General features: G+C 68.1%; 23 protein-coding genes. 14 read left to right on the forward strand and 9 right to left on the reverse strand.

All coding sequences use genetic code 11. From position 1 onward, the window contains the following. Nucleotides 1-110 precede the first annotated feature (110 nt). Nucleotides 111-1,658: a rifampin monooxygenase gene (rox, locus tag ABZU74_RS19235; protein ID WP_355425710.1), complete on the forward strand. Its 1,548-nt coding sequence runs from the start codon at nucleotides 111-113 to the stop codon at nucleotides 1,656-1,658. 167 nt (nucleotides 1,659-1,825) lie between these two features. On the opposite strand, the gene ABZU74_RS19240 is transcribed toward rox, so the two are convergent. Both ABZU74_RS19240 and ABZU74_RS19245 read right to left on the reverse strand, forming a co-directional pair. Then, nucleotides 1,826-2,566, reverse strand: a complete 741-nt coding sequence (locus ABZU74_RS19240; RefSeq protein ID WP_355425423.1) for a nucleotidyltransferase domain-containing protein — start codon at nucleotides 2,564-2,566, stop codon at nucleotides 1,826-1,828. 237 nt (nucleotides 2,567-2,803) lie between these two features. Further along, nucleotides 2,804-3,541 carry a TetR/AcrR family transcriptional regulator gene (locus tag ABZU74_RS19245; RefSeq protein WP_355425426.1) on the reverse strand — a complete coding sequence of 246 codons (738 nt, stop codon included), beginning with the start codon at nucleotides 3,539-3,541 and terminating at the stop codon, nucleotides 2,804-2,806. 77 nt (nucleotides 3,542-3,618) lie between these two features. Between ABZU74_RS19245 and ABZU74_RS19250 the strand changes: the two genes are divergently transcribed. The 7 genes from ABZU74_RS19250 to ABZU74_RS19280 all read left to right on the forward strand — a co-directional run bounded on the left by ABZU74_RS19250 (nucleotide 3,619) and on the right by ABZU74_RS19280 (nucleotide 12,006). Continuing rightward, entirely contained in the window at nucleotides 3,619-4,980 is a 1,362-nt protein-coding gene (locus ABZU74_RS19250) for an MFS transporter (RefSeq protein ID WP_355425429.1), read from the forward strand. Continuing rightward, the gene (locus tag ABZU74_RS19255) at nucleotides 4,977-5,603 is read left to right on the forward strand and encodes an SDR family oxidoreductase (protein WP_355425432.1); all 627 of its coding nucleotides are present in this window, start codon (nucleotides 4,977-4,979) and stop codon (nucleotides 5,601-5,603) included. The genes ABZU74_RS19250 and ABZU74_RS19255 overlap by 4 nt, the downstream gene beginning before the upstream one ends. Nucleotides 5,604-5,827: 224 nt before the next feature. Beyond that, on the forward strand, nucleotides 5,828-7,726 hold the full coding sequence (locus ABZU74_RS19260) for a prolyl oligopeptidase family serine peptidase (RefSeq protein WP_355425435.1): 1,899 nt from the start codon (nucleotides 5,828-5,830) through the stop codon (nucleotides 7,724-7,726). Between the two features lie 295 nt (nucleotides 7,727-8,021). Continuing rightward, nucleotides 8,022-8,483, forward strand: a complete 462-nt coding sequence (locus tag ABZU74_RS19265; protein ID WP_355425437.1) for a tetratricopeptide repeat protein — start codon at nucleotides 8,022-8,024, stop codon at nucleotides 8,481-8,483. Between the two features lie 547 nt (nucleotides 8,484-9,030). Further along, on the forward strand, nucleotides 9,031-9,798 hold the full coding sequence (locus tag ABZU74_RS19270) for a DUF4158 domain-containing protein (RefSeq protein WP_355425713.1): 768 nt from the start codon (nucleotides 9,031-9,033) through the stop codon (nucleotides 9,796-9,798). 64 nt (nucleotides 9,799-9,862) lie between these two features. Continuing rightward, nucleotides 9,863-11,023, forward strand: a complete 1,161-nt coding sequence (locus tag ABZU74_RS19275; RefSeq protein ID WP_355425440.1) for a Tn3 family transposase — start codon at nucleotides 9,863-9,865, stop codon at nucleotides 11,021-11,023. Beyond that, nucleotides 11,020-12,006: a transposase gene (locus tag ABZU74_RS19280; protein WP_355425442.1), complete on the forward strand. Its 987-nt coding sequence runs from the start codon at nucleotides 11,020-11,022 to the stop codon at nucleotides 12,004-12,006. The genes ABZU74_RS19275 and ABZU74_RS19280 overlap by 4 nt, the downstream gene beginning before the upstream one ends. Before the next feature lie 285 nt (nucleotides 12,007-12,291). Here the strand turns inward: ABZU74_RS19280 and ABZU74_RS19285 are convergent, their stop codons facing one another. Beyond that, complete coding sequence (locus ABZU74_RS19285; protein WP_355425445.1) at nucleotides 12,292-13,761, reverse strand: DHA2 family efflux MFS transporter permease subunit; 1,470 nt, start codon at nucleotides 13,759-13,761, stop codon at nucleotides 12,292-12,294. Between the two features lie 80 nt (nucleotides 13,762-13,841). Here ABZU74_RS19285 and ABZU74_RS19290 point away from each other — a divergent pair, with 80 nt between their 5' ends. The 5 genes from ABZU74_RS19290 (at nucleotide 13,842) to ABZU74_RS19310 (ending at nucleotide 18,143) form a co-directional block, all read left to right on the forward strand. Further along, on the forward strand, nucleotides 13,842-14,384 hold the full coding sequence (locus ABZU74_RS19290; RefSeq protein WP_355425448.1) for a MarR family transcriptional regulator: 543 nt from the start codon (nucleotides 13,842-13,844) through the stop codon (nucleotides 14,382-14,384). Beyond that, a complete protein-coding gene (locus ABZU74_RS19295) occupies nucleotides 14,381-14,965 on the forward strand; it encodes an NAD(P)H-dependent oxidoreductase (RefSeq protein ID WP_355425451.1) in 585 nt (194 codons plus the stop codon). The genes ABZU74_RS19290 and ABZU74_RS19295 overlap by 4 nt, the downstream gene beginning before the upstream one ends. Before the next feature lie 25 nt (nucleotides 14,966-14,990). Further along, entirely contained in the window at nucleotides 14,991-15,902 is a 912-nt protein-coding gene (locus tag ABZU74_RS19300; RefSeq protein WP_355425454.1) for an NADP-dependent oxidoreductase, read from the forward strand. A gap of 704 nt (nucleotides 15,903-16,606) precedes the next feature. Then, the gene (locus ABZU74_RS19305) at nucleotides 16,607-17,617 is read left to right on the forward strand and encodes a tyrosine-type recombinase/integrase (RefSeq protein ID WP_355425456.1); all 1,011 of its coding nucleotides are present in this window, start codon (nucleotides 16,607-16,609) and stop codon (nucleotides 17,615-17,617) included. A 355-nt stretch (nucleotides 17,618-17,972) separates the two neighbouring features. After that, entirely contained in the window at nucleotides 17,973-18,143 is a 171-nt protein-coding gene (locus ABZU74_RS19310; RefSeq protein ID WP_355425459.1) for a hypothetical protein, read from the forward strand. 79 nt (nucleotides 18,144-18,222) lie between these two features. Here the strand turns inward: ABZU74_RS19310 and ABZU74_RS19315 are convergent, their stop codons facing one another. The 3 genes from ABZU74_RS19315 to ABZU74_RS19325 all read right to left on the reverse strand — a co-directional run bounded on the left by ABZU74_RS19315 (nucleotide 18,223) and on the right by ABZU74_RS19325 (nucleotide 20,145). Next, nucleotides 18,223-18,999, reverse strand: a complete 777-nt coding sequence (locus tag ABZU74_RS19315; RefSeq protein ID WP_355425462.1) for a maleylpyruvate isomerase family mycothiol-dependent enzyme — start codon at nucleotides 18,997-18,999, stop codon at nucleotides 18,223-18,225. Between the two features lie 203 nt (nucleotides 19,000-19,202). After that, nucleotides 19,203-19,670 carry a hypothetical protein gene (locus ABZU74_RS19320; RefSeq protein WP_355425465.1) on the reverse strand — a complete coding sequence of 156 codons (468 nt, stop codon included), beginning with the start codon at nucleotides 19,668-19,670 and terminating at the stop codon, nucleotides 19,203-19,205. 13 nt (nucleotides 19,671-19,683) lie between these two features. Continuing rightward, nucleotides 19,684-20,145 carry an HNH endonuclease gene (locus ABZU74_RS19325; protein WP_355425468.1) on the reverse strand — a complete coding sequence of 154 codons (462 nt, stop codon included), beginning with the start codon at nucleotides 20,143-20,145 and terminating at the stop codon, nucleotides 19,684-19,686. A 121-nt stretch (nucleotides 20,146-20,266) separates the two neighbouring features. Here ABZU74_RS19325 and ABZU74_RS19330 point away from each other — a divergent pair, with 121 nt between their 5' ends. Further along, nucleotides 20,267-20,659 (forward strand): hypothetical protein, encoded by a 393-nt coding sequence (locus ABZU74_RS19330; RefSeq protein WP_355425471.1) that lies wholly within the window; start codon nucleotides 20,267-20,269, stop codon nucleotides 20,657-20,659. A gap of 89 nt (nucleotides 20,660-20,748) precedes the next feature. On the opposite strand, the gene ABZU74_RS19335 is transcribed toward ABZU74_RS19330, so the two are convergent. From ABZU74_RS19335 to ABZU74_RS19345, 3 genes are read right to left on the reverse strand one after another with little or no spacing between them, the layout of a single operon-like run. Beyond that, the gene (locus ABZU74_RS19335; protein WP_355425473.1) at nucleotides 20,749-21,309 is read right to left on the reverse strand and encodes a dihydrofolate reductase family protein; all 561 of its coding nucleotides are present in this window, start codon (nucleotides 21,307-21,309) and stop codon (nucleotides 20,749-20,751) included. A gap of 4 nt (nucleotides 21,310-21,313) precedes the next feature. After that, nucleotides 21,314-21,802 carry an SRPBCC domain-containing protein gene (locus ABZU74_RS19340; RefSeq protein ID WP_355425476.1) on the reverse strand — a complete coding sequence of 163 codons (489 nt, stop codon included), beginning with the start codon at nucleotides 21,800-21,802 and terminating at the stop codon, nucleotides 21,314-21,316. Next, entirely contained in the window at nucleotides 21,802-22,212 is a 411-nt protein-coding gene (locus ABZU74_RS19345; protein WP_355425479.1) for a metalloregulator ArsR/SmtB family transcription factor, read from the reverse strand. The genes ABZU74_RS19340 and ABZU74_RS19345 overlap by 1 nt, the downstream gene beginning before the upstream one ends. Nucleotides 22,213-22,293: the final 81 nt, after the last annotated feature.

Genomic DNA, 22,293 nt, shown 5'->3' on the forward strand with positions numbered 1-22,293 from the left:
ATGAACGTTGTAGCGATGTGGGTGCTCCCCCTTGCCGTCACGGTCGGGCGATTGACGTAGGTGTCGCCGGGAGCGCCTTGCCACCACGGCACTCCCGAGAGGCAACACCTATGCACCCTCCGCGATTCACCGCCGAGCCGCCGTCCATCGACCCGGTCGAGCCCGACTCCATCGTGGGCGACGTCAGCGGCCGCCCCTCATCGCCGGCCTCCAGCACCGACAGCGCACCCCGCACGTACGACGTGATCATCGCGGGGTGCGGGCCGACAGGCGCGACGCTCGCCGCCGAGCTGCGGCTGCACGATGTACGGGTACTCGTTGTGGAAAAGGAGACCGAGCCGTCGTCGGCCGCCCGCATCGTCGGCCTGCACATCCGCACTCTGGAGCTGATGGCGATGCGCGGGCTGCTGGAACGCATCCTCCCGCACGGGCGGCAGCGTCCGGCCAGCGCCTTCTTCGCCGCCATCCCGAAGCCCGCGCCCAAGGGCCTGGATTCCCGGTACGCCTACCTGTTGGGTATTCCGCAGCCGGTCATCGAACGTCTGCTCGAAGAGCACGCCGTCGAACTGGGCGCGCAGGTCCGGCGCGGTCGCGCGGTCACCGCCTTCGAGCAGGACGACGAGGGGGTGACCGTCGAGCTGGCTGACGGGGAACGGCTGCGGTCGCGCTACCTCGTCGGCTGCGACGGCGGGCGCAGCAGCGTTCGCAAACTGCTCGGTGTCGGCTTTCCCGGCGAGCCCGCACGGACCGAGAGCCTGATGGGCGAGATGGAAGTGGGCGTCCCGCCGGAGGAGATCGCCGTCAAGGTGGCTGAGATCTGCGAGGCCCATCAGCGGTTCTGGCTGCGGCCGGCAGGAGTGGGCGTCTACAGCGTCCTGGTCCCCGCCGCCGGCGTCAGTGACCGCGCCGAACCGCCCACCCTCGACGATTTCAAGCGCCAGTTGCGCGCCATCGCCGGGACCGACTTCGGCGTGCACTCCCCGCGCTGGCTGTCCCGCTTCGGCGATGCCATGCGGTTGGCCGACCGTTATCGGGTCGGGCGGGTGCTGCTGGCCGGCGACGCGGCGCACATCCATCCCCCCATCGGCGGACAGGGCCTCAACCTCGGCGTTCAGGACGCATTCAACCTCGGCTGGAAACTGGCCGCACGGATCCGCGGCTGGGCGCCGGAGACACTGCTGGACACCTACCAGGCCGAACGGCGTCCGGTCGCCGAGGAGGTGCTGGACAACACCCGAGCCCAGACGGAACTGCTGTCCACCGAATCGGGCCCACAGGCCGTGCGGAGGCTGCTCACCGAGTTGATGGACTTCGACGAGGTGAACCTCCGTCTGCTCGAGAAGATCACCGCCATCGGCATCCGCTACGACTTCGGCGCAGGTCCCGACCTTCTCGGTCGCCGCCTGCGCGACATCGACGTGAAACAGGGCAACCTCTACGGTCTGCTGCACCACGGCCGCGGCCTGCTGCTGGACCGCACCGAACGCCTGACCGTTGGTGGCTGGTCAGACCGGGTCGACTACCTCGCGGATTCCACCGCGGCGCTGGACGTTCCAGGCGTCCTGCTCCGCCCCGACGGCCACGTCGCCTGGATCGGTGACGACCAGCAGGATCTGAACGACCACCTCTCCCGCTGGTTCGGCAGGCCCGCCGACTGATCTCGCCGAACTACCAGGTGCCGAGCGTGGCGACGTCCTGGTACGTCGGGACGTCGCCACAGCACCCGGAATCGGCGTGACACCGGCCGGTCGTCCGGAGGATTCCTGGCACCGCTCATCGGCGTGATGCTCCGGCTACGCCTCGTCCACACCGATCGCGTTGATCGTCATGTGCCAGCGGCGAGTTCAATGAGAACCGGGCGCAGTCGATCGGCCAGGGCCGCGTCCGTGCGAGTGAGTTCTGTGGCCAGGGCGCCCACGGCGGCCGACAGTGCGCGACGTAACTCGGCCTCGTCCAGGGAGCGGACCAGGGTCGTTTCGAGGGGTGCGGTGATGTTGGTGGGTAGGAGGTGGGCGCCCTTGGCGTAGCTGGTGGCATGGCCCAGGCGCTGGCAGGCCAGTGCAATCGTCTGGGTACGCATGGCGCTGATCCAGTGCTCCGCTTGCCAGTATCTGCCTCGCTCGATGCTGATCCGCCCGTGCAGGGCGTGGTGCCACGCCAGGCCGGCGATTGCGTCGTGGTCGCTCGACATGACCGGCTGGGACGGTGCGGATTGCCCGAACATGAGGCGCCAGCTCGGGCCTCGCGGCCCGAAATCGGCTTCCGGGCTGAAGGCGAGGTCGACTTCCAGGCAGTGAGGAAGCAGGAACACCCGGTAGATCACCGACCCGGAAGGCAGGTCCCAGTGATGGACGGCGGCGAAGTCCCGGTACATCTGTTGCGTCCACCGATGCATGACGGCGTCGAGCGGGTCGCTGACCGCGAAGGCCAGATCGACATCTGACCAGCGATCCTCATCGTCGGTGGCATGCGAGCCGGTGACCGCGGCGGCGAGGACAGCGGGATCGTGTTCTGCGAGGTGCAGCAGCCGCTGCCGGATCAGGTCGCGTTCCTCTACGGAGAACATGCGGTCACGCTGGTCCGACATCGAATTGAACGCCTGCCGGGGATGAGCCGACGGCCCGAAGCTGTATCGGCACCAGGCCACCAGCCTCCTCCTCGCACCCGTCAACAGCAGGACGCGAAAATGCTACCCAGGTGCCTCGACCTCGAGGTGGAAGTCCGGCGCACAGGTTCGCCGGTGGCGCTCTCGGCGGTGTTCACCGGCGCTCACGCTCCCACTCGCCGCTGACCGATCCACGCACTACGGCAGTTGGCGATGGCTCAGCAGCCCGTCGATGATGACGTTGAGTTTCCAGGTGGTAGAGACGTGGCTGTTGCGACCGGCGGTGGTCATGGCTGGGCGCAGGGCGTGGATGGTTGGGTGGGTGTCCGCAGGGAGGTCGCCGTAGACGGAATCGAGTTCGAATCTGGCGGCCTCGGACATGGCTTCCTCGGTGGCCTCGGCTGCACTCCCGGTTGCTGCCAAGGTGCGCTGGTCGCGCAGTCGGGCGGCGAGTTCCAGGGCTGACGAGGTGACGTACTGGTCGAGCAGGTCTGCCGCCCATGGGCACAGGTTGTCGTCGATGCCGCCGGCGCGCAGCAGGGCCATCGTCGCTTCGAGGATGCGTAGGGCGTGCGGCCCGGTCGGCACTCGGGAGATCGCGACCAAGGCGATGTCGTCGTGGCTGGCGAGGGTGGTGATGGCCCGGCTGACAAGCAGCTCCAGTTGCGCCCGCCAGTCACCGTCGGCCGGGCCGGGAAGGTCGACTCCGGCCAGCGCAAGGTCGTAGACCTCGGTCATCAACTCGTCGCGGTCGGCCACATAGACGTAGAGCGACGCCGGGCCGGTGTCCAGAGCCTGCGCGACGCGACGCATGGTCACCGCGCTGTAGCCGACCTCGCCGACCAGGTCCAGTGCCGCTGCGACGACGGCCTTGCGGCTCAGTGGCGCTTTGGCCGGGCGGGTGCGCGGCGTGTCTCGGACCGTGCTGTCACTCACCCCACCAGCCTACCGCTTGACGAACACCATTCGCAACGAACATAGTTCGTAACGAACACCGTTCGTCAGGAGGCGTGATGGAAAAACGTTGGTGGGTGCTCGTGGTGGTGTTGACGGGCGCAGTCATGGATCTGCTCGACTCGACCGTGATGACCGTCGCCGGTCCCTCCGTGCGGGCCGGGCTCGGCGGAACAGAAGCCACCTTGCAGTGGCTGACGGCGGGCTACGCGCTCCCGTTCGGGGTGTTGTTGGTGATCGGAGGGCGCCTCGGTGACCGGTGGGGACGCCGGCGACTCTTCCTGATCGGCGCGACCGGCTTCACGCTCGCCTCGATGGCCTGCGCCGTCGCCGCATCGCCAACAATGCTCGTGGCGGCGCGGGTGGCGCAGGGCGCACTGGGCGCGTTGATGATTCCGCAAGGCTTCGGCGTGCTGACCGAGGTGTTCACCAGCGGCCGGGAACGAGGACGAGCCTTCTCCCTGTTCGGCCCGGTCAGCGCGCTGGCAGGGATCGGCGGGCCGATCCTCGCCGGTGTGCTGATCGCCTGGAATCTCGGCGGCCTCGACTGGCGGCTGATCTTCCTGATCAACGTGCCCCTGGGCGCTTTCGTCATCCTCGGAGCGCTGGCCTGGATGCCGGCCGACCACGGCGACCGCTCAGCGCGACTCGATCCGCTCGGCGTGATGCTGGTCGCAGCCGGATCAGCGGCGTTGGTTCTGCCGCTGATCCAGGGCCGGGAGGCGGGCTGGCCATGGTGGACCTTCGCCATGTTGGCCGCCGCCGCGTTCGCGTTCGCGGCCCTCGCACGGCGGCAGACGACCAGTTCCTCTCCGATCCTCACACCGGCCCTGCTGCGTAAGCGACCGTTCGTCGCCGGCTTGTCCGTAGCCGTGGTGCTGTTCGCCGGGTCCGGCGGGCTGATGCTCATCTTGTCGCTGTTCCTGCAACTTGGCCTGCACTATTCGGCTCTGCACACCGGCCTGGCGCTCGCGCCAGTGGCCGTGGGCATCGCGATCTCCTCCCTGCTCGTTCCGGCCCTGTCTCCGCGTCTGGGCCGCCACCTCCTTCACGTCGGGCTCGGTGCGGAACTACTCGGAGCGCTCGGCTTCGCCGTTGTGGCGGCCGCCGGTACTACGGACGTTGCGTTCGCTGCCGCGGGTCTGGTGAGCGGGCTCGGACTAGGGCTGCTGTTCGGCCCCCTGATCCAGAGCACCCTGTCCGTCGCCGCCCCTGACGAGGTGGGCAGCGCCTCCGGAACCATCAACGCCGTCCAGCAGATCGCCACCGCTCTCGGCGTCGCTGTCCTCGGCACAGTCTTCTTCGCCAGCACCGCCCCAGCCCGGGCCCTGGTCACCGGCGCGCTCGTCGTAGCCACCTCCTGTGTGCTCTGCGCCGTCGTCGTCCTCGCCCTGCCCACCACCGAAAGGAACGCAGCATGAGCCTCAACGTCGTAGTTCTCGGGGCCGCAGGTCGCACCGGCCGGCTCATCGTCGCCGAGGCCCTGCGCAGCGGACACCATGTCACCGCCGCCGTCCGCAACCCCGCAAGCGTCCCTGCGGCCCCGGCTCTGCGCGTGGAACGTGCCGACGTCCGCGACGCGGACAGCCTGCGCGCCGTTATCAAAGGTCACGACGCTGTCGTCTGCGCCATCGGCGCCCCCGGCCGCAAAGCGAACAATCTCTACTCCGACGGTGCCCGCGCCACCGTGTCCGCGATGCAAGCCAGCGGGGTAAAGCGGCTGCTGGCCATCACCTCCGTCGGTGTCCGGCACGACGACCCCCGGCACGCCTGGTGGTACCGCGCCCTGATCCGCCCCATCGGCGCAGACCTGTACGCCGACATGGCGCGCATGGAACACATCGTGCGCGACAGCGACCTCGACTGGACCTTCGTGCGACCCACCTACCTCCAAGACCGCGAACCCACCGGCAGCTACCGGGTCACCCACGACAGCACGCCGAAGGGCGGCTGGCGCATCACACGCGCCGATGTCGCGCGCTTCATCGTCGAGGAGCTCGACGCGCATCGTTGGTCACGCCAGGCACCCAGCCTCGCCGAATGACGGCGCCGACCAAGACTTGACGCCCACCCACTCCCGGCCGAGACGCCCTTGCGGTCTCCATGACCCACAGTGGTCTCCGCCGAGATACCGACCGCAGACCCGACAGTTGAACAGGCGCTCTCACTAGGAGGACGGGCCACGTTGCGCGAATCATCGGCGCCCGTAGCCAGCTCGGCGGGCCAGGGCAGGACCCGTTGCCCTGCTGGTGCTGGAAGACTGATCGAATGACTGGGCTGACAGCCGACCTCGTCGTCGATGGTCGTGAACCGCAGACCCCGGCACTCGCCCCGAACGGACGCCTGCTCTGCTACGTCCTCGCCCCGATCAGCCGGGCCGGTGACCACCTCGACACCGAACTCTGGCTCGTCGACACCGATGGCGTCGCGTCGCGCCGGGCGACCACCGACACCGCAACCGAGTCCCGGCCACGCTGGTCGGCAGACTCGGAGACGCTGTTCTTCCTGTCCGACCGTGCCGAGCGCGGGACCCCGCAACTGCACGGGCTCACCCTCGCCGACGGCACGGTGACCACCTGCACCAGCTGGCGCGGCGGCGTCATCGACCACCTGCCGCTCAGCGACCCCAACCTGGTCGCGCTGCTCGCCGAGGACGAACCCACCGAGCAGGACGCGCGCCGCGCCCGGGACCGCGACGACGCCATTGTGGTCGGCGAGCGCGAACCGCGCGCCCGGATGCGCCTGCTCGACCTGCGTACCGGCCGGGTGGCCACCCCGACGGTGTTCGGTGACCGGCACGTCGTGGAACTGCGGCAACGCCCCGACGGCGGCCCCCTTGCCGTGCTGACCTGGGCCAGCGCGGACAACGACTACGGCCCGCGCACCGGCCAACTGCACCTGTTCGACCCCACCACCGGGACTGCGGAGACCCTCGGACCCGTCGCGGCCGACGCACGATCGCTGGCCTGGTGGCCGGGTGAGGACGGTTGGCACGTCGGTTACCTCGCACTCACCCCACCGCTTTTGCAGGCCGGCACCGCCGTGTTCGACCTGGCCGTGGCGAGCCGCGTCCTGCGCAACCGGACCGCCAGTCTCTCGATGTGCCCCACCGAACTCTGCCAGACCGATTCCGCCCCACTGGTGGTGTTCGCCGACGGCCTGAACACGACCCTGGCCCGGCTCGACCGCGCCGATCTCACGACCCTGTCGCATCACCCCGGACGCCTCGACAACCTCACCACCACCACCGATGGCAAAGAGATCGCGGTACGCACCGGCACCCGCTATCAACCCTCGAACGTTCACATCGGACCGCCGACCGGGCCGTTGCGAAGAATCACCAACACCCGACCGGAACTGGACGCCGTCACATTTGGTACGCAACAACCGCTCGCCTACCGCGCCGCGGACGGCCTTGACCTGGACGGACTGCTCGTACTCCCGGTCGGAAGAACCGCATCGGAAGGCCCGTTCCCGCTGGTCACGATCGTGCACGGAGGCCCGTACGACCGCTACGCCGATCGTTGCCAGTTGTTCTGGTTCCCCAGCGCGCAGTGGCTGGCCGCCGCCGGCTATGCCGTGTTGCTGCCCAACCCGCGCGGCGGCCAGGGCCATGGCCACGAGTTCGCGGCGAGCGTCGCCGGCCGGGTCGGTCAGCAGGAGTGGACCGACATCCTGGCCGGCATCGACCTGCTCGTCGCCGAGGGCATCGCCGACCCCGACCGGCTGGGCATCGCTGGCTGGGGCCACGGCGGCTTCATGTCCGCCTGGGCCATCGGCCAGACCGATCGCTTCCGCGCCGCGCTGGTCGGTGCCGGCGTCATCGACTGGGGCATGCTCGCCGCGACGGGGGAGAACGGCCAGTTCGAAGCCGCGCTCGGGGGCAGCACCGGCTGGTCCGGCATCGGACCACACCCGCATGACGCGGTCAGCCCGATCTCCTTCGCCAGCCGCATCCGCACTCCGGTGCTCATCCTGCACGGCGCCGAGGACAGTAACGTTCCCCTCGGGCAGGCCGTGTACCTGCATCGGGCGTTGCGCCATTTCGACGTCGACCACGAGTTCGTGGTGTACCCGAGAGAGGGCCACTCGATCCGGGAACGCCACCACCAACTCGACGTCCTGCGCCGGACCCGCGCCTGGTTTGATCGCTGGCTCCAGCCCTGACCGGGGGGCGCGTGGAGCAACTGTCGTTGCTACCCCACCACCGTCGCCGACCTCCGGCATCCACGCCCACGGCACCTGCCGCTCCACACCATCGGCACCGACATGCACGGCCTCGAGATCGGCGAGCGCGGCTCGCCCCTGGCTGATCGTCGGGACATCATCCGCCACATCAGCTGAGACAAAGGTGCTGGGCCGCCAGACCTCATGAGACACGAACTCAGCCCCCCGTTTGCGCGGTCCAGGCAAAATACGATCCGTGCCATCGTCGAGAGATGAGCCTGCAGCTGAGCAGCCGATGATCACCGACCCGACGCTTGCCCGCATCAATCAAGGGGTGCAACTGCATCATCATCAAGGCCAGCGTGAGACCGCCCGCGACCTGTTCGCGCAGATCTGGGATGAGATCGGCGCTGAGCGAGGCGATCCTCTGCACGTCTGCGTCCTCGCGCACGCGATGGCCGACGTGCAGGACGACGTCCACCAGGAACTGATCTGGGATCAGCGAGCGCTCGCAGCGGCCGACCTGCTCAGCGATACCCGGGTTGCCGAAGCCGGGGTGACGCTGCCGGTGGCCGGCCTGTATCCGTCGTTGCACCTCAACCTGGCTGAGTGTTACCGCAAGCTCGGCGATCTCAGCCGTGCCCGCGAATACCTCCAGCGTGCGCAAGCGGGAATCGGTGCGCTCGGCGATGACGAGTACGCGCGGCTCATCAAGGATGGCCTCGATCAGGTGGCGCAAAAGCTGGCCTCTGAGTAAGCGCGCGACACCGCCGAGGCCCTCCGTGTCCGGCCTCAGCTCACCGATACTTGCGCTTCAGGGCTCCCGTCGGCTGCGGTCTCACCCCCTCCCTCGGGAGCCGCACTCCGTCCGCCAGATCAGCTGAGACTCCGCCACCTGTACCGACAGACCGCTGAGACTCCGCCGAGCCGGCTGAGACTGACAGAGAACTCGCCGCCTCTCTCGCCGCCTCTCTCGCTGCATCCCTCCGCCAACGCCCTTGACGGCATTACCGGATTTTTATTAACGATAATTCGCTAATCAGGCGCCACAAAAGGTGCGAAACGACCATGCATCATAATGACAGTTCTTGTGCGTAAGGAATCAGGCTGGTGTAAGTGGTCCGTTGGGCCGGCGCGAGCCCTCGCTGGGGGCCTACCGGAGTACGTCGGAAACCGGCAACAGGCCGATCAGTGCAGGTCAGCGTGGGGTCCCCCCACAGCTTCTGCCCGGTTAGGTAGAGTCGCGCCCGGCGCGGGGGCCTTGTCCTGTTGTGGTCGGGCTGGTGGGTGGACCCGTGGCGTTGATGGAACGGACCGCGTATCCGCAGTTCAAGCGGGTCGTGTCTGCCCGTGAGCTGCGGGAGACGTTTACGCCGACAATCGATGAGATTCGCTGGGCCCGGGAGAAGACCCGTTCAGAACAGCATCTGCTTGCCCTGGTCGTGTTGTTGAAGGTGGTTGCTCGGCTGGGGCACTTCCCCGTTCTATTCGAGGTGCCGATCGCGATCGTGGAGCACGTACGCATCGCGTTGGAGCTCAAACCGGACATCGAGCCAGGACATGACTCGGACCGGACCCTGCGGTTTCACAAGTCGCTGGTCCGCGAGCGGCTGGGTATCACCTCTGATCCAGAGCGGGCTAGTGCCGTGGCCGAGGCGGCGATCCGGGAGGCGGCCAGGACGAAGGACAATCTTCCGGATCTGATCAATGTGGCATTGGAGGAGCTGGTCCGGGCCCGGCTGGAGTTACCTGGTTACACCACGTTGGATGAGATGGTCGGGACGATCCGTACGCAGGTCAACACCGCGGTGTTCGCGGGGATCGCCGCTCGGATGAGCGGTCCGGCCGCAGATGAGGTGGATGCGTTGCTGAAAGCGGACCCGATCCGGCGGCGTAGCCAGTTCGATCAGGTCAAGACGGTGGCCGGCGCGCCGACCGTGGGCAACGTCAAGGACCACGTGAAGCATCTGGCTTGGCTGGACGCGCTCGGCCCGACCGAGGAGTGGCTGGACGGGTACCGCCGGCGAAGGTGGCTCTCTCGCCGGCGAGGCCAGCCAGACCGATGTCGCTGACTTGGGCAAGTACGGCACCGCCCGCAGGCAGGCGCTGATCGTCTGCTTGGTCCACTCGGCCCGGGTGCGGACCCGCGATGAGGTCGCAGCCATGTTCTGCAAGCGGATAGCCGCTATTCACAAGAGAGCCAAGGAGCGTCTCGAATCGATCCGTGAGGCGTCTCGGGCGGAGTCCGAGCGGCTGCTGGACACGTTCGGGGAGGTCCTGGCGGTGGTCCGGGAGGCGTTGGGAGTGTCCGCCGAGGACCAGGTCGTCGGGGAGACCAACGTCCCGGACTCGGTGTGTGTACAGACGGGGCGCATGGTGCTGGGCGCCCTCGCCCAGGCCGGTGGCGTGACCGCGTTGACCAGCGCGCACGAAGAGGTGTCGGCGCACCACGGCAACAACTACCTGCCGTTCGTGGAGAAGTATTACCGGGGCAGCCAGGCAGCGCTGTTCCAGGTGCTCGACGTGCTCGGCTTCCAGCCCACCAGCTCCGACCACAGCTTGTCCAAGGCGCTGGAATTCCTGCGCGCCAACCGCTCCCGCAGCGGGGAGCACCTGCCGACGAAAGTCGGCGGGAAGCACGGCAAGGACGTCCATCTGGACCTGTCGTTCGCCTCGGAGAACTGGCGGAAGATCCTTCTTGATGGGCGGCGGCCCGGACGGATGGTGCGCCGGCATTTCGAGGCGTGCGTGTTCTCGTACCTGGCTTCCGAGCTGCGTAGCGGCGACATGGCCGTGGTCGGGTCGGAGTCGTACGCCAATTTCACTGATCAACTGCTGTCGCCGGCCGAGTGTGAGCCGTTGATGGCCGAGTACTGCCGGGAGGCGGGATTGCCGCCCGATGCCGCCAGCGCGACCGCCGAGTTGCGGGCCCGGCTGGAGCAGACGGCGGTGAGGGTCGACGAGGGGTACCCGGGCAACGCTGATCTGGTCTTGTCCGAGGGCCGCCCGGTCCTCAAACGCCGTAAAGGCAGAGAGCGACGCCAATCGGCGTTGGATCTGGAGGCGGCGATCCTGGACCGGCTGCCCGAGCGAGGCATCCTGGACGTGCTGACCCGCACCGCGTACCCGACCGGGTGGACCCGCCATTTCGGGCCGCCGTCTGGCAACGATCCGAAGATCAGGGATGCGATGGGCCGGTACGTGCTGCTGACGTTCACCTATGGGGCGAACCTCGGCCCGGCGCAGGTGGCCCGGCACATGGCCGGCAAGATCAACGCCACGCCGCGTTGGACATGACTCTGCTGTGGGGTGACGGGACCAGAGTCGGGGCGGACGGCACGCAGATGGATACCTGGTCGGACAACCTCCTCGCGGAATCGCACATCCGCTATGGCGGCTACGGCGGGATCGCCTACCGGCACATCTCCGACAACTACATCGCCCTGTTCTCCCATTTCATCCCGTGTGGCGTGTGGGAGGCGGTCTACATCCTGCAAGGGCTGCTGGAGAACAAGAGCGACGTGCAGCCCACCGAGATCCACGCCGACACCCAGGGCCAGTCGCTGCCGGTCTTCGGACTGGCTCACCTGCTGGGGTTCGAGCTGCTGCCGCGTATCCGAAACTGGCAGGATCTGACCCTGTACCGGCCCGGCCGCGACACTCGCTACGAGCACATCGATTCCCTTTTCGGCGCGGACGCGGTGGACTGGAAGCTCATCGAAACCCACTGGGACGACCTGATGCGCGTGGTCGTGTCGATCCGCGCCGGGAAGATTTCCTCAGCAACGCTGCTGCGCCGGCTGGGCACCGAGTCGCACCGCAACCGCACCTACCGGGCGTTACGCGAGGTCGGCCGTGCGGTGCGCACCATCGTCCTGCTGCGCTACCTGTCCGAGCCTGAGCTGCGCGAGGGCATCACCGTGGTCACCAACCGGGTCGAGGCGTTCCACGGGTTCGCCAAATGGCTCTCGTTCGGTCACGACGGCATCCTGGTCGACAACGACCCAGACCAGCAGGAGAAAATCGTCAAGTTCAACGAGCTCCTCGCGAACTGCGCGATCTACTCCACCACCCTCGATATCACCACCGCCGCCAACGAGCTAATCGCGGCCGGATGGCAGGTGGATTCCGAGGACCTGGCCACCATCACCCCGTACGTCACCAGCAAGATCCGCCGATTCGGTGATTGGAAACTTGACCTCACCCCACCACCGGCGACCCTGCCCGTGGCGCTCGACCTCGCCCCGGCGGAGCCGATCCGGATCCGTGCAGGCTCGTGACATCTGTCCCGGTCAGCGCTAGGTGCTGCGCCGGCTAGGCTTCCTGCCCAAACCCGGTGGACGCCGCCTGTGCCCAGTGCTTGGGTACGTGACCCCTGCCGCAAAGTAGCCCTGAGTAACTTTGGTTGACGCGGCTATGTCGCCACTCCTGCGGTGTCGAGCTTGTCCGACATGCCGGGAGATCGCTTCTTTCCTGTTCATGGCGCCACTGTGCGGGTCGTGGCCGTGCCGACGGCGTGTTCTGGGTGCCGGCTGACGGGTGCCGGTGCGGGCCCCGAATGCGCTCTACCGGTTTCTTCGAGGCAGGAACATGGCGAGTGGCAGGAGAAGGACCGCGAACCCGACCGTCCACCAGAAGGTTTTCGCGAACGCGTGAGTGAGGATCTCGGGGGATGCGCCGCCGCTGGCCTGGTCATTGATCTGCTGTTGGAGGATCACAGCGACCAGCGCGGTGCCGAAGGACGCGCCGACACGTTGGATCACGTTGGTGGCGCTGGTCGCACGAGGGATCGCGGAGTGCGGTAGCTGGTGATACGCCGCTGCCATCGTCGGGATCCCCACCGCACCCAGGCCGATGCCGCGCAGCACAAGAGACGCGATCAGGAAAACGTCGTTGGGGTCGGACGGTAGCTGGGTGTAGGCGAGTGTGCCGGCTGTGGTGATCAGCGCGCCGAGGGCTACCAATGGTCTGGCGCCGATACGGTCGGCCAGTGGGCCGACGACGGCCAGGGCGAGGGCCGTGCCGATGCCTTGGGGGGCGAGTGTGAGGCCCGTGGTGAGCGCATCGAATCCGCGGGCCTGTTGGTAGTAGAGGGGCAGCAGGAACATTGGACCGTAGAGCGCCGCGCCGGATAGGAACATCAGCGCGGCTGACGCGCTGAACGAGCGGTGCCGGAACAGTCGTAGGTCGATGATGGGAGTCTTGGAGGTGCGTAGGGCGTGCGTGACGAACACCGCGAGGAGGGCGAGACCGATCACGATGGGCGCGAGCACATTGATGGCGGCGAAGCTGGATTCCGCGCCCGCCTTGGACAGACCGTAGACGATCGCCACTACGGCCGGTGAGAGCACGGCGAGGCCCAGCACATCAAGCGGGGGGCGGCTTTGGGGCGGATCGGCGGGCAGTTTCCACCAGGCCAGCACGAAGGCGAGTACGCAGACGGGCACGTTGATCAGGAAGATCCAGCGCCACGGCAGGGCGTTGAGCATGAGGCCGCCGAGCACTGGTCCGACGATGGGGACGAGGTTTCCGGGGATGGCGACCAGCGCCATGACCCGGCCGAAGCGGCGTGAGCCGGCTGCCTGCGCGAGGATGACCTGGGTCAGCGGCAAGATCATTCCGGCGCCGAGTCCCTGCACTACCCGGAAGACGATCAGGCTTTCCGCCGACCAGGCAGCTGCGCACAGCACTGAGCCGGCGAGAAACAGCGCCAGTGTGCACAGCCAGGTCGCCTTGGCGCCGAACCGATCGACGCACCACCCGGTGAGCGGGATAACCAGCGCCATCGCGAGCAGGTACGCCGTGGACACCCACTGCACGGTTGAGGCAGGGGCGGCGAACGCCTGGCCGAGCTGATCCAGCGCGACGCTGATGATGGTGGTGTCTAGCAGCGCGGCCGTCGCGCCGAAGAGCACGATCCCGGCGAGCCGGAGCAGCGCCGGATCCAGCCGCTCCGTCGTCGCCGGCGCGCCTGCCAGATACTCCTCTCTCGTGTCCCGCTCGGTCACGCCTGTCCTGCCCGTGTTCTGACTCATGTGACCCCACCCCTTCTAGCTGGCATGCCAACACTATGGCGGAATTGCTGGCATGCCAACAAAGGTGTTAGCGTGAGATCATGACCACTGAGGCTGGCCCGGGTGGCGCCCGCGCGCCGCACGCGGGGATAAGCGTCGCCGAGGCGCCGTTGAGCTCGCTGCTACTGCAGGCCGTCCGCGCGCACGCCGCGAACGCGACCGCGATGTTGCAGCGCATCGAACTGGTCGCCCCGCAGGAACTGGTGCTGCTGTTCCTGCAGGAGAACGGGCGATCTCCGCAGTCGGAGATCGTCCATTTCCTCGGGCGTGACCGGTCCACCGTCACCAACACCCTCCAGGCGATGGAGCGCGCCGACCTCATCACGCGCACACCGTCCAGCACCGATAAGAGAACGATGATCGTCGCTCTCTCGGGCAAAGGTCGACGGCTGTGTCCCAAGGTCCGCGCGATCTGGTCCGAGCTTGAACGGCTCACCTTCGGCGGGCTGACCGATCAGCAGCGCGTGGACCTCGCCCAGACGCTCACCGAGGTCCGCCGCGGCCTACCGGCCCCTGCGGCCCATACCCGACGAGACCCGGCCGACCTTGAGGCACGAGCCACCCGGGAAAGGACAGCACGATGAGCACCGAGCACCACGAGATTGACGGGCCGCTGCGGATCGCGGTCATCATCGCGAGCACCCGGACAGGACGCTTCGGCGAGACGGTGGGCCGCTGGTTCGTCGCCCGCGCCGAGCAACACGACGACCTGAAACTCGACGTCATCGACCTATATGACATCCCGCTACCGGACAACCTGGAGCAGACAGCACAGGTAACGGCATTCACCGCCCGCGTCGGCGCCGCCGACGCTTTCGTCCTTGTCACCCCCGAGTACAACCATGGCTACCCCGCCGCGCTGAAACGCGCGATCGACGCCGTCCGCTCCGAATGGCAGGCCAAACCGGTGGGTTTCGTCTCCTACGGCGGATTGGCCGGCGGCCTGCGCGCGGTCGAACAGCTACGACAGGTCTTCGCCGAGGTGCACGCCGTCGGTATCCGCGAGACCGTCAGCTTCCACATGGCACACAACCAGTTCAACCCCCATGGGGAACTCGTCAACCCGCACACCGCCAACACCGCCGCCGCCACGCTTCTGAGTCACCTCACCTGGTGGGCCCAAGCGCTGCGCGCCGCCCGCGCCGCCCAGCCGTACCCCGCCTGATCACCCATCCAAAGGAACAGCCCGAATGGTCACAGCGATCGCGTTCACCGCCTACGGCGGCCCCGACGTGCTACACCCGGTCGAGATCGATCTACCAACGCCCGCAGCGGGCCAGATCCGCGTCCGGGTCAAGGCTGCAGGCGTCAACCCGGTCGACGCCAAACTGCGGCGCGGCGACTTCGCCGCAACCATGCCGGCCAACTTTCCGCAACGCCTCGGCAACGAGTACGCCGGCATCGTTGACCACGTCGGCGATGGCGTCGCCGGTTTCGTGGACGGAGACGAGGTACTCGGCTCGGCCACCGCCCAGAGCTACTGCGAGTACGTCGTCGTCGATGCCGCCGACGCGGTGCGAAAACCAGCCACCATGCCCTGGACGGTTGCCGCCGGTCTACCCGCGGCCGGCCAGGCCGCCCACACCGCACTGCGCCAGATCGCCGTCAACCCAGGCGACACCGTCCTCATCCACGCCGCCGCCGGCGGCGTAGGCACCATCGCCGTACAACTCGCCCGCCAATGGGGCGCCACCGTCATCGGCACCGCCAGCGAACACAACCACCACTACCTACGCTCGCTCGGCGCGACCCCGGTCACCTACGGAGACGGCCTCATCGACCGGATCCGCGCACTCGCACCCGATGGCGTCGACGCAGCCCTCGACGCCATCGGCGGCGCCGCGATCACCGCCTCCCTCGCGCTCGTGCGTGACCGGCACCGCATCGGCACCCTGGTCGACACCGAAGCCGCGAAGACGTTCGGGATACTTCGCGTCGGTACCCGCTCGACCGCCGCGCTGACCGAACTCGTCGCAATGTATGAAGAAGGCAGGCTGCAGATACCCATCCACGCGACGTTCTCACTCACGCAAGCCAGCCGCGCGCACCACGAGGTACAGACCGGACACGTCCGTGGCAAGGTCGTCCTGACGGTGGACTGACCCGGACAGCTACGGGAACTCATCGCCGCCGTCCGCCATGAGCTGGCCTCCGCCAGTGAGACCATTTCGATGCGCTGTTCGCCAACCTGCTCGATAACTGTCCTTTGCCAGTGAAGTCTGTCCGCGTCACCCGAGTCCGTCCGAGCCGGGATTTGTGCCACTGAGGTCCGTCTCTGGGCCCGTTGAGCTGCGGTTATCCGCAGCCCGCCACCGGCATGATCTGCCGCGACCGGCGCAGCAGCGCCGACGTCCAGCAAGTTCTCGCCCGGATCTGCACGCGTTCGGGTGGCCGGGAGACAAACTCCAGTGGCAACGGACACACCTCGATGGCAAAGGACAATAACCCGGCCGCGAGGGGCGGCTGTTCGATGAAGGTGATGGTTGTCGTCTGCAATCGAGCTGAGGCACGGCACGCGCTCTGACCTGCGGTGCCTCAACGTGACTGGCAGACCGGTCGCTAGGCTTCTGCCAGTGGAGTTAAGGCAAACCGTCGCGCTGCGCGCGGGCTTCCGCAGGTCGCGGGCGAGGCCCGGCGCTGGCCGGCTCGATGCCTCAGATCTATTGGCAGTGCCTCGGGTTGACTGGCAGCCGGCAATGGTGCTTGACCGCAACGCCGCAGCGGTCAAGTTGACGCTTCACCAACGGGCTCGAAACGCCGATCGCCTACTTCGGATAACACTGATTCTCTGAAGTAGGCTCCCGACATGACTTCAGATAAAGCGTTGACGGAGGATCATCAATCTCCGGTATCGACTTCAGAAAAAACGAACCCGGTCCTCGGCCCCCCGCGCCGCGGACGCCAACCCGAACCACTACCGCTCCGGTTCGCCGGCATCCACGCCACCTACGTGGCCGCCCTGGCCAAGGCGACCATGCTCGACGACGACACCCGCCGCGCCTACGCCTCCCGCGTACGCGGCTACCTGATCTGGCTCGACGGTGCCGACATCGACGGCGATCCCCTCACTCAGGCCCACGCCAGCGACGCTGCAGTGCGCGACTACCGCACCTATCTGCAGACGGTGGCCAAACGCAAACCCTCCACTATCAACACCGTCCTGGCGGCGATCGGCGACTTCTACATCCGCCGAGGCATGAGAGCGCCGGATGTCCGCCGCCTGGACCTGCCGCGGGCGGCCCCACGAGCGCTGTCCGACAAGGACGTCACCCGCTGGCTGCGCACCGTGGAGCGCTGGGTTCACCCCCGCGACCGGGTACTCGCGCTGATCCCGTTCTACGCTGGGCTGCGCTTGGGCGAGGTCGTCGCACTGAACCTGGACGACATCCGCCTGTCCGCACGCAAAGGGTTGATCATCGTGCGGTCCGGCAAGGGCAACAAGTACCGCGAGGTCCCCGTGCACGAGCACGCGCAGCTGCGCACCGACCTCAAACTGTGGATCGATGACGAGCGACCCGACTGGACGGGCGCCGCCAACAGCGAAGCGCTGCTACTCAACCATCGCGGCGGCAGAATATCCGCCCGCGGCGCCCACGATGTCCTCGGCGCCATCGCCGACGAGGCCCGCATCGATGACGAGTTCACCAGCCACGCCCTACGCCACACCTTCGGAACCAGACTCGTCCGCGACGGCCACGACCTCGTGCTCGTCGCCGAACTCATGGGCCACTCCCGCCTAGATCAAACCCGGCGCTACAGCTTGCCCACCCAAGCCGACCGTGAGCGCGCCATCAACAGCCTCCCAGTGGACCGCTGACCAGCAATTTCACACCTCTATTGCCGGTTTCCGACGTACTCCGGTCGGCCCCCTCGCTGATCACCGGGTTTGTGTGGGAGCGCCTACCTAGAGCGGCAACCGCCCGATAACGGCCAGGCCTGCGTGGCGGTGGTGTCGCGACGAACCGCGCGAGGGACCGCGCGGAGGCGGCGTCGTGGGGGACGGCGCGGCGGTGATGTCGTAAACGATTCAGCTCCAAAGGAGCGCCGTGCCACAGGCGCCCCCTGGCCGGCGGGGCCCGGAGTCATCCTGAACGCTCGTGGCCGCTCCACTCGCTCCAAGCTGCTGTCGCAGCTGACCGCCCTGGGCAAGCAAGCCACCGGCCAGTGCGCTGGTGCTGGGCATCGAGAAGGTCTACCCGCACTGCCCCAGGGCGCTGCTGCGCGGCGGGGCCTGGAAGCCGGCGGACGCCCCGCCGACCTCGGCCGAGGTGACGCCGGCCCAGCTGCGGATGCCGACGCTGACGATCGCCGACATCGAACAGGTGGGCGGGCGGACTCGCTGAAATACCGCTAGGAGTGAGTGACAGGCCGAGGACCCACCGCCGTGCCGCTGAGGCCGAGGTCGGCGCAGGGCGGTGGGTCCTATTCCTCCGGCTCCCACGCGATCAGCTGGTCGAAGACGCGCCGGTCGCCGTCGAGCTGCAGCGAGTCCATCTGAATGCGGCCATAGCAGAACATGACCAGCTCACTGGCCGTGCCCCGGGCGGAGGCATAGGCCACCTCCGGGCGCTCGCCGCTGACCGGCGTGGGGAGGCGGGCGGTCCGGGCGCCGTCGGCGGAGAACCAGAGCCGCCAGGAAGGGCCCTCGGTGGCGTGGTAGTCGATGACCGCGGGCTTGTGCGGCCACGCGACCGTCGTCGCGACGCAGGTGGTCAGGAATTCGTCGACACCGTCGAGGGCCACGTCGTCCGGCAGCGGCTGCGGGGCGCCCACGGCGACCTGGGCGTCGTAGGTGTGCACGGCGACCTGCTGCAGCTGGTGCCGGGCGACGGCACCGGTCGTCTGCGGCGACTGCGACGGGCCCCACCACGTCCAGCAACCACGATCCGGGCCGGCCTCCCGCAGCGCGTCCAGCAGCTCCCTCGTGGACGCGGCGAACCAGGCCAGCAGGCCCTCGCGCTCCCGAGGCACCACCGGGGCGGGCAAGGCCGGCGGAGCGTCGGCGGGCCCCGCGGCCACGATGGCGGCCCACCTGCGGCGCCCTTCGCCCAGGTGCTGCACCAGGTCGAACAACGTCCACTCGGGGCAGGTCGGCACCCGCACGTCGAGGCTGGGCGCCGCGGTGACCGCCGCCCGGAAAGCGGTTGATCGTTCGTCGATCAGCCGCAACAGGTCAGCGAACTCCAGGGTCTTCTCCACCGCGGCTTTGTACCACCCCCCTCCGCCGACCGACAGCGGATTTCCCGGCGCGTCATCGCGCTGACGAGGGCCTCCTGTCTGCCTTGGAGTCGCCGAAGCCATGAATGGTTCCCGGCATGTCCGCGTGCTGGCCCACGATCATCGGGGACCCTGGCAGAGCGCAACAACGTACGTCGAAGCGCTGACCGCTGTCCCGATCTTCCTCAGCCCCGCCGCCCTCCGGGCAGGACGCCGCAGTTCCGGCAGGCCGTGCGTGGGCGGCGGGCCTCGTCACCGCAGACCAGGCATCGTCCGGCCGGGTCGGCCCCCGCGGCGTACGCGTCGAGCACGCGCTTCACCACGACCGGGAGCTGTTCGGTGGGATGCTTCTGCGGCGTTGCGGGGCTTCGTCGGCCCTCCCGCTTCTGCAGGCGCCGCTGGGCCGCGAACGTGCCTGCCCTCACCAGCACCAGAGCGCGGGCGATCTCGAGTTCACCGAGGGCCTGGACCAGCGACGGGGGATCGACCTCGATGCCGCCGGGGATGCGGTGGCTGGTCGCCAGGTGGTGCCAGGTGGCGTGGAAGCCGTACGGCGCGAAGTGGTAGTGGCAGTTCCGTAGGTGCATCCGGCGCCGTCGGGGGCTGAGGCTCTCGTCGCGGACCCGGCGGGCGGTCGCGGGGAAGCTGGTCATTCCAGAACGGTCACTACGAGCGGCCGTACGCGGCGCGGGCCTGGGCTACCTCGGCGGCTTCGCGTTCACGCCACCGCCGCTGAGCCTCCCGGTTGCAGATGCGACAGACCCGACGGTACCGGCCGGTGACCGGGTCGAGCTCACGGTCGTGGCCGTTGCGGCACTGTGCCGGCTGGTTCCGGCTGCGGCAGGCCTCGGTCCGGCTGAGCTGGCGCAGATGTGTCGGCTCGATACAGTCGGCGGCACCGCAGGTCTGGTCGACGTCGAGGGCGGGGTCGTACCCGCCGACGAAGACAACGTACGCGGCGATGTGCGCCCAGGCGCGACCGGCGACCTTCTGGTGCACCCCGCGTCGCCGGCCGTAGCCCTCGATGATCAGGCAGCCGTTCTCGGTGCGCTGCGAGCGCCCCAGCAGGTAGGCGCGCAAGGATTCCTCGGTGTGGTAGCGGGACAGACCCTTCACCGCCGACAGCACCGCGTCACCCTATCCACGTCACGTGCCGTCGTCGAGTGACGCCTGACGCGCAGGCGTGCCTGCTCGGTCGCTCGGTAGTCGGTTGCGCTGTCCAGGGTGGTGCTGCCGTAGCGTCGCCGGGGTGGGTCTGCTGTTGGTGCTGCGCGCTCCGCTGCCACGCCCGAAGAGCCTGCGTCGTGCCACCCGCGCGCAGCGGCGTGCACGCCATCGCGCTGACGCCGAAGAGTGGGCCACAGCGCGGGTACGCGGTGTGCTGCTCGACGTGTCGGTGCAGGAGCTGCTGCCGTTGCTGAACGCGGCCGGCGGTAACCGACTTCCCATCCTGGGTCAGCTCGACCCATGGTCGGACGGCGTACTTGTTCGTGAGGACCTGCCGCAGCTCGATGCCGACGTCGACCGCCTGGGGGCGGTGGCGGGTAACGACGAGGAGCGTGGGCTGGTGGCGGCGCTGAAGGCGTTGCTGGCGCGGTGGCGTGACGAGCCTGACCTGGCGCTGCACTGGTACGGCGACTGATCGCCCAAACGCGAGCTGCGCGTCGCTTCGGCCGGCGGCCCGGCCGGCGTCACCGACATCCTTCCAGGTCGGTGACGCCGACGACCGTCTCAGGCGCGGACGCGGTAGTGCAGGGACATCACGCCGTTGCTGAGTCGGCGGTTGCTCAGTAGCTCCAGACCAGCTCGGGTGCCGCTGGGCAGCCCGGGCTTGCCTCCGCCGACGAGGATGGGGTGGATCAGCAGGTGGCATTCGTCGATCAGCCCGGCCTGGAATGCCTGCGCCGCGAGGTGTGCGCCCCCGATAGTGAGGTCACTGGTGGCCGAGGCTTTCATGGCGCGTACCGAGGCGGGGTCGAAGCTCGTTTCGAGCCGGGTCCTGGCGGTCGAGGTCGCGTCCAGCGTGGTGGAGTAGACGACCTTGTCCGCTGCCTGCCAGACGTCGGCGAAGTCGGCCGTGAGCTTCGACTGTGCGGCCAGGGAAGGGTCGGTTTCCCAGAGGGACATCGACTCGTACAGGCGTCGGCCGTAGAGGTAGGTACCCATGGGCCGGACCAGGTCGGTGAGGAACGCGAGGTACTCGTCGTCTGGTGGGGTCCAGTCGAATCTGCCGTGTTCGTCCTCGATGTAACCGTCGAGGGACACGTTGGTCACGTAGATCAGCTTGGCCATGGCGTCACACCTCGACGTCGACTGCGACGAGGTGGGCATTCCGCAGTGTGGCGTCCAGTTTGGAGAAGGCCTCGTTCCAACCCTGGGCGGCGGGGGCGGCCAGCTGCTCGGGGAGCCACTGACGGATCTCGAGTCGCGTCCGTCCATCGGCCTCGTCGTGGAACTCGACCCGCATCCGTGTCTCGTGCGGCTGATGGCCGTCCGGCAGCTGCCCGGTGACGTGCACGATGCCGTCGAGCAGTTCGCCGTCGGCGACGTCGGTGAGGTCGATGTGGACATCGACTCGAAGGCCGGGTTGGGTCGGGAAGAGTTCGGTCCACCGTTGGTGGCCGCCGGGTCGGATGTCGAAGTCCATCTCCTCGCGGGGCAGTGAGTTGCCGATCGGCCCCCACCACGCCGCCAGGTGGTCGGGGTCGGTGAAAGCTCGGTAGACCAGCTCCCGTGGCGCGTCCACCACGCGTGAGATGACGATTTGCGGATCGTCGCTGTCCATCAATTCTCCTTGTCGTGAGTATTGCCCGGTGATTCGCTGTCGGGAATCACCGGGCCGTGGACCGTTCGGTCCGTTGGGCGACCGGCGGCCTGCACGGCCGCGAGGTGGGCGTCGAGACGGGTGAGGGACGTGTCCCAGAACCGCCGGTAGCGCTCGATCCACTCGGCCGCTTCGCGCAGCGGGGCGGCCTCGATGCGACTCATCCGCAACTTTCCCGACCGGGTACGTGAGATGAGCCCAGCGCGCTCAAGCGCCTTCAGGTGCCGCGACACCGCCGGCATGGAGATCGGGAGGGGAGCGGTGAGCTCGGTGACCGTGGCCTCGCGGTCGGCCAACTCGGCGAGAATCGCCCGCCGGGTCGGGTCGGCGAGGGCCGAGAACACCGCGCTGAGTTGATCGCTGCCAGACACCAGGGCCTCCAGTCACTTAACCAACACGTTAAATGTAGTGCCGGGTGAACGCGTGTCAACACGCCGCCACCCGGTTGGTGG

Source organism: Micromonospora sp. NPDC005171, assembly GCF_040608575.1.
In the GTDB taxonomy this organism is placed as follows: Bacteria; Actinomycetota; Actinomycetes; order Mycobacteriales; family Micromonosporaceae; genus Micromonospora.

What these genes read in the sequence shown, in the direction of transcription:
- rox (WP_355425710.1), top strand. Translation starts at nt 111, where the DNA reads ATGCACCCTCCGCGATTCACCGCCGAGCCGCCGTCCATCGACCCGGTC.
- ABZU74_RS19240 (WP_355425423.1), bottom strand. Translation starts at nt 2,566, where the DNA reads ATGTTCTCCGTAGAGGAACGCGACCTGATCCGGCAGCGGCTGCTGCAC.
- ABZU74_RS19250 (WP_355425429.1), top strand. Translation starts at nt 3,619, where the DNA reads ATGGAAAAACGTTGGTGGGTGCTCGTGGTGGTGTTGACGGGCGCAGTC.
- ABZU74_RS19255 (WP_355425432.1), top strand. Translation starts at nt 4,977, where the DNA reads ATGAGCCTCAACGTCGTAGTTCTCGGGGCCGCAGGTCGCACCGGCCGG.
- ABZU74_RS19260 (WP_355425435.1), top strand. Translation starts at nt 5,828, where the DNA reads ATGACTGGGCTGACAGCCGACCTCGTCGTCGATGGTCGTGAACCGCAG.
- ABZU74_RS19265 (WP_355425437.1), top strand. Translation starts at nt 8,022, where the DNA reads ATGATCACCGACCCGACGCTTGCCCGCATCAATCAAGGGGTGCAACTG.
- ABZU74_RS19270 (WP_355425713.1), top strand. Translation starts at nt 9,031, where the DNA reads ATGGAACGGACCGCGTATCCGCAGTTCAAGCGGGTCGTGTCTGCCCGT.
- ABZU74_RS19280 (WP_355425442.1), top strand. Translation starts at nt 11,020, where the DNA reads ATGACTCTGCTGTGGGGTGACGGGACCAGAGTCGGGGCGGACGGCACG.
- ABZU74_RS19285 (WP_355425445.1), bottom strand. Translation starts at nt 13,761, where the DNA reads ATGAGTCAGAACACGGGCAGGACAGGCGTGACCGAGCGGGACACGAGA.
- ABZU74_RS19290 (WP_355425448.1), top strand. Translation starts at nt 13,842, where the DNA reads ATGACCACTGAGGCTGGCCCGGGTGGCGCCCGCGCGCCGCACGCGGGG.
- ABZU74_RS19295 (WP_355425451.1), top strand. Translation starts at nt 14,381, where the DNA reads ATGAGCACCGAGCACCACGAGATTGACGGGCCGCTGCGGATCGCGGTC.
- ABZU74_RS19300 (WP_355425454.1), top strand. Translation starts at nt 14,991, where the DNA reads ATGGTCACAGCGATCGCGTTCACCGCCTACGGCGGCCCCGACGTGCTA.
- ABZU74_RS19305 (WP_355425456.1), top strand. Translation starts at nt 16,607, where the DNA reads ATGACTTCAGATAAAGCGTTGACGGAGGATCATCAATCTCCGGTATCG.
- ABZU74_RS19320 (WP_355425465.1), bottom strand. Translation starts at nt 19,670, where the DNA reads ATGACCAGCTTCCCCGCGACCGCCCGCCGGGTCCGCGACGAGAGCCTC.
- ABZU74_RS19335 (WP_355425473.1), bottom strand. Translation starts at nt 21,309, where the DNA reads ATGGCCAAGCTGATCTACGTGACCAACGTGTCCCTCGACGGTTACATC.
- ABZU74_RS19340 (WP_355425476.1), bottom strand. Translation starts at nt 21,802, where the DNA reads ATGGACAGCGACGATCCGCAAATCGTCATCTCACGCGTGGTGGACGCG.